This window comes from Mesorhizobium sp. M0029 (genome assembly GCF_040323735.1).
In the GTDB taxonomy this organism is placed as follows: Bacteria; Pseudomonadota; Alphaproteobacteria; order Rhizobiales; family Rhizobiaceae; genus Mesorhizobium.
Genome location: NZ_JAMYVF010000016.1, coordinates 88,316 through 104,333, shown reverse-complemented (window position 1 = coordinate 104,333; position 16,018 = coordinate 88,316). Strand labels below are relative to the sequence as shown.

15 protein-coding genes, 1 tRNA gene and 1 pseudogene are annotated in these 16,018 nt (G+C 61.1%); 14 read left to right on the top strand and 3 right to left on the bottom strand.

The features are described from left to right. Positions 1-99 precede the first annotated feature (99 nt). Together NKJ76_RS23970 and NKJ76_RS23965 are read left to right on the top strand one after the other, a co-directional pair. Complete coding sequence (locus NKJ76_RS23970; RefSeq protein WP_352538507.1) at positions 100-2,133, top strand: lytic transglycosylase domain-containing protein; 2,034 nt, start codon at positions 100-102, stop codon at positions 2,131-2,133. A gap of 311 nt (positions 2,134-2,444) precedes the next feature. Then, complete coding sequence (locus tag NKJ76_RS23965) at positions 2,445-3,362, top strand: alpha/beta fold hydrolase (RefSeq protein WP_352538506.1); 918 nt, start codon at positions 2,445-2,447, stop codon at positions 3,360-3,362. A gap of 40 nt (positions 3,363-3,402) precedes the next feature. Here the strand turns inward: NKJ76_RS23965 and NKJ76_RS23960 are convergent, their stop codons facing one another. After that, positions 3,403-4,479, bottom strand: coding sequence for a tyrosine-type recombinase/integrase (locus NKJ76_RS23960; RefSeq protein WP_352538505.1), 1,077 nt, complete (start codon positions 4,477-4,479; stop codon positions 3,403-3,405). 239 nt (positions 4,480-4,718) lie between these two features. Further along, positions 4,719-5,891: a porin gene (locus tag NKJ76_RS23955; protein ID WP_352538504.1), complete on the bottom strand. Its 1,173-nt coding sequence runs from the start codon at positions 5,889-5,891 to the stop codon at positions 4,719-4,721. Positions 5,892-6,354: 463 nt separating this feature from the next. Here NKJ76_RS23955 and NKJ76_RS23950 point away from each other — a divergent pair. From NKJ76_RS23950 to NKJ76_RS23940, 3 genes and pseudogenes are all read left to right on the top strand, one after another. Further along, positions 6,355-6,445: transfer RNA gene (locus NKJ76_RS23950), tRNA-Ser, on the top strand. 270 nt (positions 6,446-6,715) lie between these two features. Then, positions 6,716-6,958, top strand: a complete 243-nt coding sequence (locus NKJ76_RS23945) for a GIY-YIG nuclease family protein (RefSeq protein ID WP_352538503.1) — start codon at positions 6,716-6,718, stop codon at positions 6,956-6,958. Positions 6,959-7,081: 123 nt separating this feature from the next. After that, positions 7,082-8,258, top strand: a pseudogene (locus NKJ76_RS23940) (porin). 91 nt (positions 8,259-8,349) lie between these two features. Here the strand turns inward: NKJ76_RS23940 and NKJ76_RS23935 are convergent. After that, the gene (locus tag NKJ76_RS23935) at positions 8,350-8,511 is read right to left on the bottom strand and encodes a hypothetical protein (RefSeq protein ID WP_023687272.1); all 162 of its coding nucleotides are present in this window, start codon (positions 8,509-8,511) and stop codon (positions 8,350-8,352) included. Between NKJ76_RS23935 and NKJ76_RS23930 the strand changes: the two genes are divergently transcribed. The 9 genes from NKJ76_RS23930 (at position 8,510) to NKJ76_RS23890 (ending at position 16,013) form a co-directional block, all read left to right on the top strand. Then, positions 8,510-9,622, top strand: coding sequence for a pyridoxal phosphate-dependent aminotransferase (locus NKJ76_RS23930; protein ID WP_352538502.1), 1,113 nt, complete (start codon positions 8,510-8,512; stop codon positions 9,620-9,622). The genes NKJ76_RS23935 and NKJ76_RS23930 overlap by 2 nt on opposite strands. 146 nt (positions 9,623-9,768) lie before the next feature. Continuing rightward, positions 9,769-10,059 carry an acylphosphatase gene (locus NKJ76_RS23925; RefSeq protein ID WP_023732008.1) on the top strand — a complete coding sequence of 97 codons (291 nt, stop codon included), beginning with the start codon at positions 9,769-9,771 and terminating at the stop codon, positions 10,057-10,059. Positions 10,060-10,128: 69 nt separating this feature from the next. Then, positions 10,129-10,785, top strand: coding sequence for a TetR/AcrR family transcriptional regulator (locus NKJ76_RS23920; protein ID WP_352538501.1), 657 nt, complete (start codon positions 10,129-10,131; stop codon positions 10,783-10,785). 66 nt (positions 10,786-10,851) lie between these two features. Beyond that, positions 10,852-12,015 carry an isovaleryl-CoA dehydrogenase gene (locus NKJ76_RS23915; protein ID WP_352538500.1) on the top strand — a complete coding sequence of 388 codons (1,164 nt, stop codon included), beginning with the start codon at positions 10,852-10,854 and terminating at the stop codon, positions 12,013-12,015. A gap of 107 nt (positions 12,016-12,122) precedes the next feature. Further along, positions 12,123-12,947 (top strand): DUF1444 family protein, encoded by an 825-nt coding sequence (locus NKJ76_RS23910; protein ID WP_352538499.1) that lies wholly within the window; start codon positions 12,123-12,125, stop codon positions 12,945-12,947. An 8-nt stretch (positions 12,948-12,955) separates the two neighbouring features. Continuing rightward, positions 12,956-14,563, top strand: coding sequence for a carboxyl transferase domain-containing protein (locus tag NKJ76_RS23905; RefSeq protein WP_352538498.1), 1,608 nt, complete (start codon positions 12,956-12,958; stop codon positions 14,561-14,563). Between the two features lies 1 nt (position 14,564). Further along, on the top strand, positions 14,565-15,095 hold the full coding sequence (locus tag NKJ76_RS23900; RefSeq protein ID WP_352518911.1) for an O-acetyl-ADP-ribose deacetylase: 531 nt from the start codon (positions 14,565-14,567) through the stop codon (positions 15,093-15,095). Between the two features lie 120 nt (positions 15,096-15,215). Then, positions 15,216-15,590 carry a hypothetical protein gene (locus tag NKJ76_RS23895; protein ID WP_023670207.1) on the top strand — a complete coding sequence of 125 codons (375 nt, stop codon included), beginning with the start codon at positions 15,216-15,218 and terminating at the stop codon, positions 15,588-15,590. Between the two features lie 81 nt (positions 15,591-15,671). After that, entirely contained in the window at positions 15,672-16,013 is a 342-nt protein-coding gene (locus NKJ76_RS23890; protein ID WP_352538497.1) for a hypothetical protein, read from the top strand. The last annotated feature ends 5 nt before the right edge of the window (positions 16,014-16,018 follow it).

Genomic DNA, 16,018 nt, shown 5'->3' with positions numbered 1-16,018 from the left:
GGATAACCCTTTGTTTACGGGCTCTTCACGACCTAAGTCTAGGCTCTCGGGCACCTGGGCTTGCCATCTAAAGTGCCGCAACAGGGAAAGATCAGGATCATGCCGGCCAGTCGGCCACTCCGCTTCATATTGCTTGGCGCCGTTGCCCTGCTGATAGTGGGGACGGCGGCAAACGAGAGCGTCGACGAGCAGACGACCTCATCGATCCCGATGCCCGACATGCAAGACAGAGCGCAGACCGATGCGCCCTCCGCCGGTATCGTCGTGCTGAAAAGCGGTCTCGACGCATTGGCGACCGGCGATATCGCCGCGGCACGAGCGGTGCGCGAAACAATGCCGGCCAATTCGCTGGACCGCCATATCCTGGCCTGGGCGATCGCGCTCTATGGCGGCGACCGTGTGCCGAGCAGCGAGATTGCCGATACCGCAAAGATGTTGCCGAATTGGCCGGGCACCATCGCTCTGCGCAAGAACAGCGAGCGCGCGCTTTATCGCGAAAACCCCTCGCCGCAGACCGTGGTGAAAGCCTTTGACGGCAGCCAGCCGCTGACCTTTCAAGGCGTGGTCATCCTTGCCCGTTCTTATGTAGCTCTTGGCAACACCAAGGCTGCGCTTTCCGTGCTGTCGCCATTCTGGCGCACCGAGAAGCTGGAAGCCAGGGACGAGGCGGCCGTCAGCAAGGAGTTTGGCGCCATCATTCCGGCTGCCGACCATCGTTTCCGCATGGAACGGATGTTTTATGCCGACCGGGAGAATTCGGCACTGCGGGTCGCAGCACTTGCCGGCGCGCAACCGCTGGCCGATGCCTGGGCCGCCGCCTCGCGTGGCGACAAGAACGCGGCCAAGCTGTTGAAAGCAGTGCCTGCCGCACAGCAATCGGCCGGCTATTTCTTCGCGCAAGCCGAATATCTGCGCAAGCAGCGGAAGTTTGCAGTCGCCGCCGCGGTGATGATGAAAGCGCCAACGAACCGCGACGCGCTGGTCGATCCCGATACCTGGTGGGTCGAGCGCCGCGTGCTGTCGCGCGCACTGGTCGACCAGGGCGACTGGAAGACCGCCTACAAGATCGTTGCCGCGCACGCCGCCGAAAGTCCCGCCAGCGCCGCCGAGGCTGAATTCCACGCCGGCTGGTATGCGCTGCGAGGCCTCAACGATCCTGCGACGGCCTCGACCCATTTTGCCCGCATCGCCGATCTCGCGCAGGGACCGATGTCGCTGTCACGCGCCTATTACTGGCTTGGCCGCGCGGCGGAAGTCGGCGGTCCCGGCAATGCGAAGGATTATTTCACCAAGGCAGCAGCCTATGGCACCACTTTCTACGGGCAGTTGGCGGCGGAACGGGTTGGCTTGCGCACGCTGAACATCGCCTATCCCGAGCCAAGCACTGCCGACCGCCAAAGCTTTGACGGCCGCGAAGCGGTCAGCGCCATCAAGCGGCTGCAGGAGGCGGGCTACGACCGCTATGCCGAGACGCTCTACCGCGATCTCGCCGGGCAGTTGACCAGTCCCGGCGAGCTGGCGCTGCTTGCGGTGCTGGCGGAAAAGCAGGGCAATCATTTCATGGCGCTGAAGATCGGCAAGATCGCCGGCGCGCGCGGCATCGACGTCGGCGCGCTGTCGCATCCGCTGGGCGTCATTCCCGACACCGCCGACATTTCCGGCTCCGGCAAGGCGCTGGCCTATGCGATCGCTCGCCAGGAAAGCGAATTCAATGTCGGCGCCGTCTCCAGCGCCGGCGCGCGCGGCCTGCTGCAGCTGATGCCGGGCACCGCCAAGCAATTGGCGAAGAAGGCCGGCGTGACCTTCTCGCAGGATCAGCTGACCAGCGACGCCGGCTACAATGCGACGTTGGGGGCTGCCTTCCTCGGCGAGCAGCTCGACCGCTTCGGCGGCTCCTATGTGCTGACCTTCGCCGGCTACAATGCCGGCCCCAACCGCGCCAGGCAATGGGTGGCCAAGTACGGCGACCCGCGCGGCAAGGGCATCGACGCCGTCGTCGACTGGATCGAGCGGATTCCCTACACGGAAACAAGAAGTTACGTGCAGCGCGTGATGGAGAATTACGAGGTCTACAAGATGCGTATTTCGGGGAAGTACGATATCGTTGGGGATTTGGTGAACGGAAGGGGCTGAGGCGGCAGAGCTGTCGCCATGGGCAGACGTTGGCGATCCTTCGCGCCCCCCTCTGGCCTGCCGGCCATCTCCCCCACGAGTGGGGAGATCAGCTGTCGTTGCCGATTTCGCCAATCTCCAACGTCGAAGGAAGGGCGTAGCGCCGGAACCGCCAATCTCCCCCCTCGTGGGGGAGATGTCCGGCAGGACAGAGGGGGGCGCTGTCCCTCCGACATTTCCAAGAGTGTCAGCTTGCCGACAACCCTCGATTTGACCGCTCCCACCCTCGCCTGTAGCAGACGGAGACAATCCGGCCAGGGAGTCCTTTCAATATGTCGAGCACCGACGGCTTTTCCGATTTCTTCTACACAGCGCCGGACGGCCTCAGACTTCACGCTCGCATCTACGGTGAGACAAACTCGGGAACCTGGCCGGTGGTCTGCCTGCCCGGCCTGACCCGCAACGCGCGCGATTTCCATGAGCTGGCGCTTTATCTGTCGCGGACCGCCAATCCGCGCAAGGTCATCGCCTTCGACTATCGCGGCCGCGGCCAGTCGGCCTACGACCCTGATATCGGCCATTACACTATCGGCATCGAGGCCGGCGATGTCCTCGCCGGGCTGGCTGCCCTGGACGTCGAGGAAGCGGCCTTCATCGGCACATCGCGTGGCGGACTGATCATCCACGTGCTCGGCGCGCTGCGGCCAGCCATACTGAAAGCCATAGTGCTGAACGACATCGGACCGGTGATCGAGGCAGCGGGGTTGGCCCATATCCAAACCTATCTCGACCCGGCACCGAAACCGAAGAGCCGCGCTGAGGCGATCGATGCGCAACGCGTCGCGCACGGCGCGGATTTTCCCGCTCTGACCGAGGCGGATTGGGAGCGGATGGTGTCGGCGCTCTACCGCGAGACGGACGAAGGCCTCCTGCTGCCGGATTTCGACCCCCAGCTGGTCGAGACGGTGGCGGGCCTCGACCTCAGCAAGCCGTTGCCGGATCTGTGGCCGCATTTCGAGGCGCTGGCGGCGATACCTTTGCTTGCCATTCGCGGCGCCAACTCGAAACTCTTGTCGGCCGACACACTCGACGAGATGCAAAAGCGTCATCCCGGCATGGAAGCGATCACCGTCAAGGGCCAGGGTCATGCCCCCTTCCTGGAGACAGGCAATCTGCCGGGCGCTATCGCGGCTTTCCTGGATGAAGCGGAATGTTTGGATCGGATAAGTAAACCCCAAGATCAAATCTGATCCTGGGGTTGTCGTGGCAGTATATGAAAGCCTTGGGTAACTATTTGGCTTTCGAGCTTTTCCGGGGCGCCTTAGGCGCCTTCGCCGCTGCCGTTTTGCTCTTTTGGGCAGGCGTTGGCACTGAGGCCGTGGTCAGCGGCGATGCGAAGGCGGAGTTTTTTCCATCACCGGACAGCCCTTCGCCGCGGGGCGTTTCCAGCACGACGACGCAGCCGTCGAGATCGTTGGTGGCCAGATGCGCATAGCGCATGGTCATCGAAAGCGTCTGGTGGCCGAGCCACATCTGCACGCGCCGGATGTCGATGCCGCCCTGGACCAGACGTGAGGCGCAGGTGTGACGCAAGATGTGCGGCACCACCTGGTCGTCGGCGCCGAGGCCGACCTCGGCCTTGGCATCGTTCCAGATGGCGCGAAACTGCGCCTGGCTGAGTTTGGTGAACGGACCTTTGGGCCGGCGGCCCTCTGAGGGCGGCAGTTTGATCACCTCTTTGACCCGCTCGGTCATCGGGATGGTGCGGCTGCGGCCGGATTTGGTGATCCAGAACGAGACGCGGTGTTCCTGGATGTCGTTCCAGATCAGTCCGAGCGCCTCGCCGAGACGGCATCCGGTGTCCACGAGAAAGCATGAAAGACGGTAGGCATCCTCGCTGCGGGTCCTGATGGCGGCGAACAGCCTTGCTTCTTCGTCCCTTTCGAGGAAACGTATCCGTCCCGCCCGCTCCTTCTGGCGGCGGAACTCGGGCAGGCTGTGGATATCCCCCATCTTGTAAGCCTTGCGCAGCAGTTTGCTGAGGGCAGCCATCTTTCGATTGATGGTTGCGTTGCTGTTGCCGCGCTGGCGCAAGGTGCCGATAAGGTTGTCAAGGGTGCTCTGGTCGAAGGCGCTGAACCGTTCTCCGAGGAGAATCTCGTCTATTTCGCCGATGAAGGAGCTGACATTGTACTTATGTCGCCCATCATCCCAGAGTATGTCTCGGTACGCTGAAAAAAGCTCTCCGACCCGGTGCGACTTTACTTCTCTGATCTTGTTGTAGCTGTATTTTATCTTCGCATTTTGAGAAGAGAACATTGAGAAATGTTCGGAGGGGTCGCCCTCTTGTATCGCTTCTATGGTCATAAATTGCCACACCCCCGAGTGGATAGAGTCAGACCTACCCGCTTGGAAGCGTCCTTTCAAGAGATTTAATCACGCAGTTGTGAATTCATCCACCATCAGCGGATCCCACGAACTCACCCTACGGACTGTTCAGCTGCCGATTCCCCCTGTTCCTTCTGCTTGTCTTGACCCAGTCACGGAACAAAACAGCCCGGGCGTTGAATCGCCCGGGCTGGTATTCACCTGTTTAAAGCTAGCCCTTAGAACGAGCGCTGGAAGCGGAGCATGCCGCCAATGGCGTCGTCATCGCGGGCATCGGTCCAATCGGAGTCGCCAACGTTGATGTAGTCGACTTCGGCCGTGACCGTGAAGCCGGGGACGACGTCATAGGCGATGTTCGCCGCGGCGCCGAAGTTCTTGTCCTCGTCATACGAAAGCTGGACGTTGAACGAGGTCTTCTCGTTGATGGTGTAGGTGCCACCACCCCAGACTGCCCAGTTGCCGCCCCACTGCTTGTAGAAGCCGCGGCCGCCGGCCGGGATTGCCCAGGTCGGATCCGACAGATTGTCGTCGGTGCCGTAGCCGCCAATGATGAACAGCGACAGGTTCTGCATCGGGGTGACGTCCAAACGCACCTTGCCGGCTACTTCTTCATAGTTGCTGTCGTAAGCAATGACGCCGGTGATGGCGCCCCAGCCCTGCGTATACTTCAGACCGCCGACAACATGCGGAACATAGCTGTCGATGGTGCCGACGACGCCAGCGCCTTCTTCGAGCGAGAGGACGGCGGAGAAGCCGTTGCCCGCATCGAAATAGTACTGGATGACGTTGGTGTCGAAGCCGCCGTAGGGGACCAGCGTATCCTGGATGACGTTGCCGGCATAGCCGATGAACGTATTGAAGGCCGATTCGTCCTTACCGACGCGCAAGCCACCGAGCTGGATCCAGGCGAAGTTCAGCGAAACGCTCTTCATGCCGGCCGGATTGCTATCGATAAAGGCTTCATCGACGAGGGGGGTGGCCGGATTATCAGCGATGTTGGTGGCGTACCGATTGTTGTTGCCGAAGTTGAAGCGGGTCTCGGTGTAGGTCTTCAAGGTGCCGAGTTCGGTTTCCTGGTTGGTCCAGGTCTTGAAGGTGGCGCGGGCATTCTTGTACCAGGTGTCCTGCACGTCGCCATCTTCGTGGTCGACCGACTCCGCACCCGTGAATGCGCCGACGTCGCCGGCGCCGATGTCGTAACGGACATAGCCGCCGATGCGCAGGCAGGTTTCGGTGCCGGGAATGTAGAAGTAGCCCGAGCCGTAAACGTCGCAAATCTTGACGTATTCAGCCGGTTCCGGCTCGGCGACGACGACGGCGTCGGCGGCGCGCGCACCGGAAACTGCGATCAAGGCCGCAGCGGAGCCGAGGAGAAGGCTCTTAATGTTCATTTTCTGACCTCCAGTCAAAAGTTAAAAAACGGGTCTGGGTATTCTTTGCTGAAGGACAGCGTTCCCTGCCCCATCCCCACTACCGAAAAAGATGCGCACCGCGCCGCTCCTTCGAAATCGACATTACCCATGAGGCGGCGGCGTTCAACCACGATCGTACCGGCAAAAGGGCTGTGCGGGTGCTATCCCCCGGCGTTGTTGCACAAATGACACGATTTGGCCTCAGTCAGAAAGCTCTCATTAACTATCGAAGGGCCCGGAAGCCTTGTCCAGCGCGCCGCATTGCGGCCGAATCCGGCGATCGCCGCCGGAATTGCGGCGCTGCTGCCGACTCGCCGGCCAGGGAGCCGCCGCAGATTCGCCGCATGCAAAAGGCGACGCCGCAGCCGAATCCGGAATTTTCATAGATAATGGCGCCGGCTTGTTGATTGTGCCCGCGCTTTTCTTTATCCAGCGGCGCAACGGAGAGGTGGCCGAGCGGTCGAAGGCGCTCCCCTGCTAAGGGAGTAGAGGTCAAAAGCTTCTCGTGGGTTCGAATCCCATCCTCTCCGCCATCCTGCTTCGCTCTTCGAGCTTCGCAGGACAAGCCCAACCCTCAGCGCGAAGCAGGATGGCGGAGAGGATGCCCTCCGAAGCCTTGGCGTAGGAGGGCCGGACCGTGTGGTGTGCTACGTGCCGCACAGCGTAAGCCCAGAGAATCCCTTGCAAATTCGATTGGCAGTCCTGCTTCGCTCTTCGAGCTTCGCAGGACAAGCCCACCTCAGCGCGAAGCAGGATGGCGGAGAGGATGCCCCCTCCGAAGCCGCGGCAAAGGAGAGCAGCTCATGTGGTATGTGTATCTTCTGGAGAGTACGGCTGCGGAAGGCGAACGCTATATCGGCATAACGACGGACCTGAAACGGCGGCTTGTCCAGCACAATGCGGGGAAATCCAGCCATACATCCAAGTTTCTGCCGTGGCGGATCGTCACCTTTATGGCCTTTTCGAACCAGGCCAAGGCAGCTTCATTCGAGCGCTATCTCAAATCCGGTTCAGGGCATGCTTTCGCCAACAAGCGCCTGTGGTGATGGCCGCATCACCTGCCGCAAAGGTCCATCTTTTCAATAAACTTCACCAATAACAATTGATTACAGTGAAAACGCTTGTCGCCGGCTTCACTATCTTGTTCGATTCTGACTGGAGGTCAGAAAATGAACATTAAGAGCCTTCTCCTCGGCTCCGCTGCGGCCTTGATCGCAGTTTCCGGTGCGCGCGCCGCCGACGCCGTCGTCGTCGCCGAGCCGGAACCGGCTGAATACGTCAAGATCTGCGACGTCTACGGCGCCGGCTACTTCTACATTCCCGGCACCGAAACCTGCCTGCGCATCGGCGGCTATGTCCGCTACGACATCGGCGCCGGCGACGTCGGCTCGTTCGACGGTGCGAGGTCGTTCGACCATAAGGATGGCGACGAGCAGGACACCTTCTACAAGAACGCCCGCTTCACGCTGAAGACCTGGACCGGCCAGGAAACCGAACTCGGCACCTTGAAGACCTACACCGAGACCCGCTTCAACTTCGGCAACCGCAACGGCTACCCCTCGGCAGACGATCCGACGACCGAAGCAGACGAGTTCAACTCCAACCCTGCCGGCAACAAGAACGTTTCGCTGAACTTCGCCTGGATCCAGCTCGGTGGCCTGCGCGTCGGTAAGGACGAATCGGCCTTCGACACGTTCATCGGCTACGCCGGCAACGTCCTCCAGGATACGCTCGTTCCCTACGGCGATTTCGATACCAACGTCGTCCAGTACTACTTCGATGCGGGCAACGGCTTCTCGGCCGTGGTCTCTCTCGAAGAAGGCTCCGGAACCGTTGGCACCATCGACAGCTACGTTCCGCATGTCGTCGGCGGCGTGAAGTACACGCAGGCACTGGGGCGCCATCACCGGCGTCGTGGCTTATGACAGCAACTACGAAGAAGTCGCCGGCAAAGTTCGTTTGGACATCACCCCGATGCAGAACCTGTCGCTGTTCATCATGGGCGGCTACGGCACCGACCACAATTTGACGGACTCGAGCTATGCGATCGACGCCGGCGGCCGCGGCTTCTACAAGCAGTGGGGCGGCAACTGGGCTTTCTGGGGTGGTGGTACCTACACCATCAACGAGAAGACCTCGTTCAATGCCCAGGTCTCGTATGACGAATGGAAGAATCTCGGTGTTGCCGCCAACATCGCCTACGACGTTGTTCCCGGCTTCACGGTCACGGCCGAAGTCGACTACCTCAATGCAGGCAAGTTCGACGACGCCAATTTCTCCAACTTCACCAACGCCGACAAGAAGAGCAGCATCGGCGGTCTCCTCCGCTTCCAGCGCTCGTTCTAAGACGCTCTGCCTGGCTGAAAATCGAACCCGGCGGGCAACCGCCGGGTTTTCTTTTTGAAGCGCCCGTCGCCATTGGCTGCAGTGCTGGCCTTCAAAAGGGTTGCCGCCTACCGGCGGTCAGGTCGTAGAGCGTGGCCACCCGCGCCGATTTCATCACGGGCGTGATGGCCACTATCTCCAGCCGCGCCAGAACTTGCGCCGTCCTATTGGGCACGCTAGCAAGAAGGCCCATCTTCTCGTGAGCCTTTGCCATGCGCCAGCGCCCTGCCCTCACGCCGCTTGTCGGCGCGCTTCCCTCGACGGTGCCGTTTGTCGGACCGGAAGCGCAGGAGCGCGAGCGCGGACGTGCTTTTCGCGCCCGCATCGGCGCCAATGAAAGCAGCTTCGGGCCTTCGCCGCGCGTTATCGCCCGTATGGAGCGCGTCGCGCGTGACCAGTGGATGTATTGCGATCCCGACAATTACGATCTGAAGCAGGCTGCGGCCCGCCATCTCGGCGTCGGCGCCGAAAACGTCGTGGTCGGCGAAGGCATAGACGGGCTGCTTAGCCTGGTGGCGCGCATGTATGTCGCGCCTGGCGACGCGGTGGTCACCTCGCTCGGTGCCTATCCGACGTTCAATTTCCACATTGCCGGCGTCGGCGGCCGGCTGGTCACGGTGCCTTACGAAAACGACAAGGAAAGTCTTGACGGCCTGTTGGCGGCGGTCACCCGAGAAAAGGCGCCGCTGGTCTATCTCTCCAACCCGGACAACCCCATGGGCAGTTGGTGGGATGCAAGCGAGATCATCGCCTTCATTGAAGCCCTGCCGGAAACCACCATGCTGGTGTTCGACGAGGCCTATGGCGAATTGGGACCGGCCTCGGCGCTGCCGCCGATCGACGTCGCGCGGCCCAACGTCGTCCGCATGCGCACCTTCTCCAAGGCATACGGGCTGGCCGGCATTCGCTGCGGCTATGCGGTGGCCGAGGCTGAGGTGATCCGCGATTTCGAGAAGATCCGCAACCATTACGGCGTCAGCCGCATGGCGCAGATCGCCGGCGTCGAGGCGCTGGCCGACCAGGACTGGCTGCACAGCGTGGTGGCGCGAGTCGCTGCCGGACGCGCACGTATAGCCGGGATTGCCGAGACGAACGGGCTGAAGCCGCTGCCATCGGCGACCAATTTCGTCACCATCGATTGCGGCAAGGACGGCGCCTTCGCGCTGAAAGTGCTGCAAAATCTTTTGTCGCGCGACGTGTTCATTCGCAAACCGATGGCGCCAGGGCTCGACCGTTGCATAAGGGTCAGCGTCGGCCTCGATCATGAGCTCGACATCTTTGCCGAGGAACTGCCCGGCGCGCTCGCCGCGGCACGGGGAAACTAGCCCGGCCGATTGCCGTCGCGACACGGCCTGCCAATGCCGCCAAAGGCCAAGACAGAACCAGCCGGGCCCCCGGCTTCCGTCGATCCAACAACAATCCAACCGTTCAAGGCTGTTGCTTTCGTCCGATCCCGCGCCAGTTCTTGAGCATGGGAGATAACGACCGGCAAAAGGCGGTGCAGGCGCGCATGCATGGTAAGGTGCAAGGCGTCGGCTACCGGATGTGGGCGCGACGCGAAGCGATAAGGCTTGGCCTCGTAGGTTGGGTACGCAATGAACGAGACGGCACGGTGACGGCCTCGATTGCCGGTGCCGATGCTGCGGTTTCCACAATGATCGAACGGCTCCGGCAAGGGCCAAGGGGAGCTTCGGTTTCGAGGGTCGAGATCGAAGAATTCGAACTCCTCGACGCGCCCATCGACTTTCGGATCATTGTCTAGATGGAACCACTTTATTGCCGCTTGAATTAATTGAACGTTCGTTTTATTAGTAAATATCGGGAGACGATCATGGCACGCACAACGGGATCCGATGGCGAAAAGACTGAAGCGGCCGTCCGCGAGGCAGCGGTCAGCCTGATCGCCCGCTTCGGCTACGAGGCGATGCCGATGCGGCAGCTTGCCGCCGAGGTCGGCGTCCAGGCCGCCGCGCTCTACCGCTATTTTCCGACCAAGGAAGACCTGCTGTTCACGCTTATGCGCGAACATATGGAAGGGCTGATCGAAGCGTGGGACGCCGCACGCCCCGATGCCGCCGATCCGGCAACGCGGCTTGCCGCCTATGTCGAAAACCACATCGCTTTCCACATCGAGCGCCGCCACTCCACCCAAGTCTCGAACATGGAATTGCGCAGCCTGTCACATGACCGGCTGACGCAGATCCTTCGCATGCGCACCGCCTATGAGAAGGAGTTGCGCGCCATCCTGCGCGACGGCGCGGAGGCCGGCGCCTTCAGTGTCGATGACACCGGGCTCACTGCCATGGCCCTGATCCAGATGATGACCGGCGTCATCGTCTGGTTCCGGCCGGGCGAGCGGCTGTCGATGGCTGAAGTCACGGCGACATATCTTTCAATGACAATGCGCCTGGTTGGCGCGAAGATCGACGGCAAGACTTACAGCGCCGCGCGTCCCTTCGGACGCGCAAAGGACGCTGTATCATTTTGATTTCGCGCATGATCCTTTCCGAAAATCGAAGTCGATTTTCGGGGTCATGCGGCAGGAGGGAACGGCATGTACACGAACACACTCAGCTTCGGGCATGACGAGGACATCGAGGCGCTGCGCGATCTGGTGCGCCGCTTTGCCCAGGAGAAAATAGCGCCGATCGCTGCCGAGATCGACCGCAGCAATCAATTCCCCACGCATCTGTGGAAAGAGCTCGGCGCGCTCGGCCTTCTCGGCATCACCGCCGATCCCGATTTCGGCGGCAGCGGCATGGGCTATCTTGCCCACGTCATTGCGGTGGAAGAGATTTCGCGCGCCTCGGGCTCGGTTGGTCTCTCCTACGGCGCCCATTCGAACCTCTGCGTCAACCAGATCAACCGCTGGGCGACGCCGGCGCAGAAGGAGAAATTCCTGCCGGCATTGTGCTCGGGCGAAAGGGCAGGTGCGCTGGCCATGTCGGAATCGGGCGCCGGCTCCGACGTCGTCTCGCTCAAGCTGCGCGCCGAAAAGCGCAAAGACCGCTATGTGCTCAACGGCTCGAAAATGTGGATCACCAACGGCCCCGACGCCGAAACGCTGGTGGTCTACGCCAAGACCGATCCGGAGCGGAAATCGCACGGCATCACCGCCTTCATCGTCGAAAAGACGATGGCCGGCTTCTCGGCATCGCCAAAGCTCGACAAGCTCGGCATGCGCGGCTCCAACACCGGCGAACTGGTGTTCGACAATGTCGAGGTTCCCTACGACAATGTGCTGCATGAGGAAGGCCGCGGCGTTGAGGTGCTGATGTCGGGCCTCGACTACGAGCGCACCGTGCTCGCCGGCGGCCCGCTCGGGCTGATGGCGGCGAGCCTCGATGTCGCCATCCCCTATGTGCATGAGCGCAAGCAGTTCGGCCAGCCGATCGGGGAGTTCCAGCTGGTACAGGGCAAGCTCGCCGACATGTATTCGACGATGAATGCCGCGCGCGCTTACGTTTATGCAGTCGCCGCCGCCTGCGACCGCGGCCAGACGACACGAAAGGATGCCGCCGGCTGCGTGCTGTTTGCCGCGGAAAAGGCGACGCTGATGGCGCTCGACGCCATCCAGCTGCTTGGCGGCAACGGGTATACCAACGAGTATCCGACCGGCCGGCTGTTGCGCGACGCCAAGCTCTACGAGATCGGCGCCGGCACCAGCGAAATCCGCCGCTGGCTGATCGGGCGCGAGATCATGGCGGAAGGGGTTTAGTGCCTGCCAAGATGGCAGGCTGTAGTTTTGCGGGTATCGAGAGACAAGTAGGGCGATAGATGGTTACGTCATCGGGGCATCCAGTCACAAGGCGGGGGATATTTGCGATGGCTTTGTTTTCCACAATCGCTGGCTTTCTCGGGCGCGCGAAGGCTCAGAAGCGTCGCTTTTCTAATATGGCGGAATTCAGAGAGCTCGTAATTGCCGAATTCAAACGGCAGCCGGGTGTCGATAGCGCTGTCGCAGACCCATCGGATCCTGCAAAAATCGGTGCAAAACTCGATGGCGCAGACGTGACGGCAGACGTCACAAACGTGTTCGGGCACTTGAACTCATACCCCGACGAAGACGCCGATGCGGCCATACGCAGGCTTGTCCGAGGCATCGCCGAAATACGACCTAGGGCGAGTGAAGAAAGTCTGATCGCGGTGATACGGACCCAGCAGTATGTCGAGCACCTCAAATCGATGGGTTTAGATTTATTGTGCGAACCGCTGGTTGGTGAAATTGCGGTCGTATACATGGCCGACCTTCCCAATTCAGTCTCACCTGTTGCTCCGAAGGACTTCCCCGGCCGGGCGCTTTCGGATTTGCGCGATGTGGCACTAGGCAATGTGAAGAAATGGCTGCCGAAAATTGTCTCCGACGGCCAGATTGGCACATTTTATCTCTATTACGTCGACGGCAATACGATGCTCTCCACGAGCCTTGTGCTGCTCGACGAGTTCTGGCTGTCGATCAAAGCACAGTTTCCCGGCGATGTTTTATTTGCGCTGCCGCGCCGGGATCAATTGTTCATCTTCGATGCGAGCAATCCGCAGGCCCAAAGCGCGGCCAGACAGATGATCGACGTCACGTTCGAGGATGACTTCAATCTGCTATCCGATAAAATTTTCGAACGCCGCAACGGCAAACTCCTAGCCCAGATGTAGAGCTCGAAATGGCCGTACTCCAGACCCAGATCTCGCCCTCCTCCGAGACCTTCCGCGCCAATGCCGAGCGCATGCGGGCACTGGTTGCCGACATTGCGGACAAGGCGGCAACCGTCGAGCGCGGTGGCTCGGAGGAGGCGCGCGAGCGTCATGTTTCGCGCGGCAAGCTGTTGCCGCGCGAGCGGCTGGCGCAGTTGCTCGACACCGGCTCGCCCTTCCTCGAGATCGGCCAGTTCGCGGCATGGTCCATGTATGGCGAGGAGATTTCCTCGGCCGGCCTCATCGCCGGCGTCGGCCGTGTCGAAGGCACCGAGGTGATGGTCGTGGTCAACGACGCCACGGTGAAGGGCGGCACCTATTATCCGCTCACGGTGAAGAAGCATTTGCGCGCACAGGAGATCGCGCTGCAAAACAATCTGCCTTGCGTCTATCTGGTCGACAGCGGCGGCGCCAACCTGCCTAATCAGGACGAGGTGTTTCCCGATCGCGAGCATTTCGGCCGCATCTTCTACAATCAGGCCAACATGTCGGCGGCCGGCATTCCGCAGATCGCCTGCGTTATGGGCTCATGTACTGCGGGCGGCGCCTATGTGCCGGCAATGTCGGACGAGACGATCATGGTGCGCAACCAGGCGACCATTTTTCTCGGCGGCCCGCCTCTGGTGAAGGCGGCTACGGGCGAGGATGTCAGCGCCGAGGAGCTTGGCGGCGCCGACGTGCACACCAGGCTGTCCGGTGTCGCCGACCACTATGCGCTGGACGACGAACATGCCCTGGCCATCTGCCGGCGCATCGTCAAAAATCTCAACCGGCGCAAGACTGTAAGCCTGACCTTACAGAAACCCATGCCGCCGCTTCATGACGCGCAGGAACTCTACGGCATCGTGCCGACGGATCTGCGCCAGCCCTATGATGTGCGCGAGGTGATCGCGCGCGTCGTCGACGGCTCCGAGTTCGACGAGTTCAAGCAGAATTACGGCACCACGCTGGTCACCGGCTTTGCCCATCTTCAGGGCATGCCGGTCGGCATCATCGCCAACAATGGCGTACTGTTTTCCGAAAGTGCTGTGAAGGGCGCGCATTTCATCGAACTGTGCTGCCAGCGCAAGATCCCGCTGATCTTCCTGCAGAACATCACCGGCTTCATGGTCGGGCGAAAATACGAGGCCGGCGGCATCGCCAAGGACGGCGCCAAGCTGGTGATGGCGGTCGCCACCGCCAAGGTGCCGAAGGTGACGATGATCATCGGCGGGTCGTTCGGCGCCGGCAATTACGGCATGTGCGGCCGCGCCTACTCGCCGCGCCTCCTGTGGATGTGGCCGAACGCGCGCATTTCGGTGATGGGCGGCGAACAGGCGGCGACCGTGCTGGCGGTGGTCAAGCGCGAGGGCATCGAGCGCAAGGGCGGTGAGTGGAGCGCGGACGAGGAAGCGAAATTCAAGAAGCCGATCCTGATGAAATACGAGCATGAGGGCCACCCGCTCTACTCCTCGGCGCGGCTGTGGGACGACGGCATCATCGATCCGGCGAAAACGCGCGAAGTGCTCGCGCTCAGCCTTTCGGCCGCGCTCAACGCCGACATCGAAGAAACGAAGTTCGGCGTGTTCAGGATGTAGGATGAGCAAGTTCGGCGAACGGATACATGGCCACACCGGCGACATCACCAGGCTTGCGGTCGATGCCATCGTCAACGCCGCCAATTCCTCGCTGCTGGGCGGCGGCGGCGTGGACGGCGCCATTCACCGCGCCGCAGGCCCGGAGCTCGAATTCGAATGCCGGATGCTGAACGGCTGCAAGGTCGGCGAAGCAAAGCTTACCAAGGGCTATCACCTGCCGGCACGTTACATCATCCACACGGTCGGACCTGTCTGGCAAGGCGGCGGAAAAGGCGAAGCCGGGCTGCTCGCCTCCTGCTATATCAGGTCGCTCGAAATCGCCGCCGCCAGGGATTGCCGGACCGTGGCATTTCCGGCGATCTCCACCGGCATCTACCGTTATCCGAAAAATGAGGCGACGCAGATTGCCGTTGGCATCGCAGGTACCTTCGTCGGACAGAACTCAACGCCCGAAACAGTTATTTTCTGCTGCTTCGACGAGCCAACAGCTCAACTATACCGACAAGCCGTTGCTGCCATTGGAGGATGCTAGTCTGCATGGATACGATGGTTCATCCACCTACGCAAAAGCAATTTTCGGTGAGCAGGCTGGCGGCACTGGAGAATAGACGCTATTGTTCATCCCGCATTGGGCAACGGGGATGGGGTAAAGATGAGGCCGAAATATTCGGGAAAAACGACTGCGTCGGTACTTGCAGTCTTGCTTATATTTGCGGTACCCGGCGTTGGCGCCGCGGCATCGCTGGCGGGAAGCAAAGGCGACATCCATTTCTATCCGTATTTGCCGAAAAGCCCGAAAGACCAGTGCACCATGGCTTACAACGCCTATGTGGCCGCCGGCGGCCATTCGGCCTATGCGACCACGCCCTATGCCCGGATCCGTTCGTTGTACATCATCTGCGGCTCGGGCTTGAATGCACCGTCACAGAAGGCTGCCGAAGAACGGGCGATGAAATCCTGCGAGTCCGCCCGCAGCCATTACAAGGTCATTACAGGTGCGGGCTGCGAAGTTGCGGCATCGAAGTAGGCCGACAAGCATCGGCTTGGGCATTTTTCAAATGGGCGGCGCAAGATAAAATCGACACGCATCAAACGAATTACTGTATCGATGCTTGCCGGCCTGCTCGTATTTACGGCACCCGGTATCGGGGCGGCTGGATCGCTGGCGGGCAGCAAGGGAGACGCCCGATTCTGGCCTCCGTTGTCACTGAATCCAAAGGAGCCCTGCACGAAGTCGTACAACGCCTATGTCGCGGCGAGTGGCCACTCGGCCTACGCGACCACATTCTACTCGCGCGTCGACGATCTTTACATCATCTGCGGTGCGCGGCTGAACGCGCCATCTCAGAAGGCCGCGGAAGAGTTGGCGTTGCGAAGCTGTCAGGTTGGCCTGAAAAAGTGGAAGGTTCAGACCGCGAGCGGCGGCTGCAAAATCGCGGCTTCGAAATAGGCTCA

Excerpts from the sequence above, each read along its gene's own strand:
- NKJ76_RS23970 (WP_352538507.1), top strand. The coding sequence starts at position 100 with ATGCCGGCCAGTCGGCCACTCCGCTTCATATTGCTTGGCGCCGTTGCC.
- NKJ76_RS23965 (WP_352538506.1), top strand. The coding sequence starts at position 2,445 with ATGTCGAGCACCGACGGCTTTTCCGATTTCTTCTACACAGCGCCGGAC.
- NKJ76_RS23960 (WP_352538505.1), bottom strand. The coding sequence starts at position 4,479 with ATGACCATAGAAGCGATACAAGAGGGCGACCCCTCCGAACATTTCTCA.
- NKJ76_RS23955 (WP_352538504.1), bottom strand. The coding sequence starts at position 5,891 with ATGAACATTAAGAGCCTTCTCCTCGGCTCCGCTGCGGCCTTGATCGCA.
- NKJ76_RS23945 (WP_352538503.1), top strand. The coding sequence starts at position 6,716 with ATGTGGTATGTGTATCTTCTGGAGAGTACGGCTGCGGAAGGCGAACGC.
- NKJ76_RS23930 (WP_352538502.1), top strand. The coding sequence starts at position 8,510 with ATGCGCCAGCGCCCTGCCCTCACGCCGCTTGTCGGCGCGCTTCCCTCG.
- NKJ76_RS23935 (WP_023687272.1), bottom strand. The coding sequence starts at position 8,511 with ATGGCAAAGGCTCACGAGAAGATGGGCCTTCTTGCTAGCGTGCCCAAT.
- NKJ76_RS23925 (WP_023732008.1), top strand. The coding sequence starts at position 9,769 with ATGGGAGATAACGACCGGCAAAAGGCGGTGCAGGCGCGCATGCATGGT.
- NKJ76_RS23920 (WP_352538501.1), top strand. The coding sequence starts at position 10,129 with ATGGCACGCACAACGGGATCCGATGGCGAAAAGACTGAAGCGGCCGTC.
- NKJ76_RS23915 (WP_352538500.1), top strand. The coding sequence starts at position 10,852 with ATGTACACGAACACACTCAGCTTCGGGCATGACGAGGACATCGAGGCG.
- NKJ76_RS23910 (WP_352538499.1), top strand. The coding sequence starts at position 12,123 with ATGGCTTTGTTTTCCACAATCGCTGGCTTTCTCGGGCGCGCGAAGGCT.
- NKJ76_RS23905 (WP_352538498.1), top strand. The coding sequence starts at position 12,956 with ATGGCCGTACTCCAGACCCAGATCTCGCCCTCCTCCGAGACCTTCCGC.
- NKJ76_RS23900 (WP_352518911.1), top strand. The coding sequence starts at position 14,565 with ATGAGCAAGTTCGGCGAACGGATACATGGCCACACCGGCGACATCACC.
- NKJ76_RS23895 (WP_023670207.1), top strand. The coding sequence starts at position 15,216 with ATGAGGCCGAAATATTCGGGAAAAACGACTGCGTCGGTACTTGCAGTC.
- NKJ76_RS23890 (WP_352538497.1), top strand. The coding sequence starts at position 15,672 with ATGCTTGCCGGCCTGCTCGTATTTACGGCACCCGGTATCGGGGCGGCT.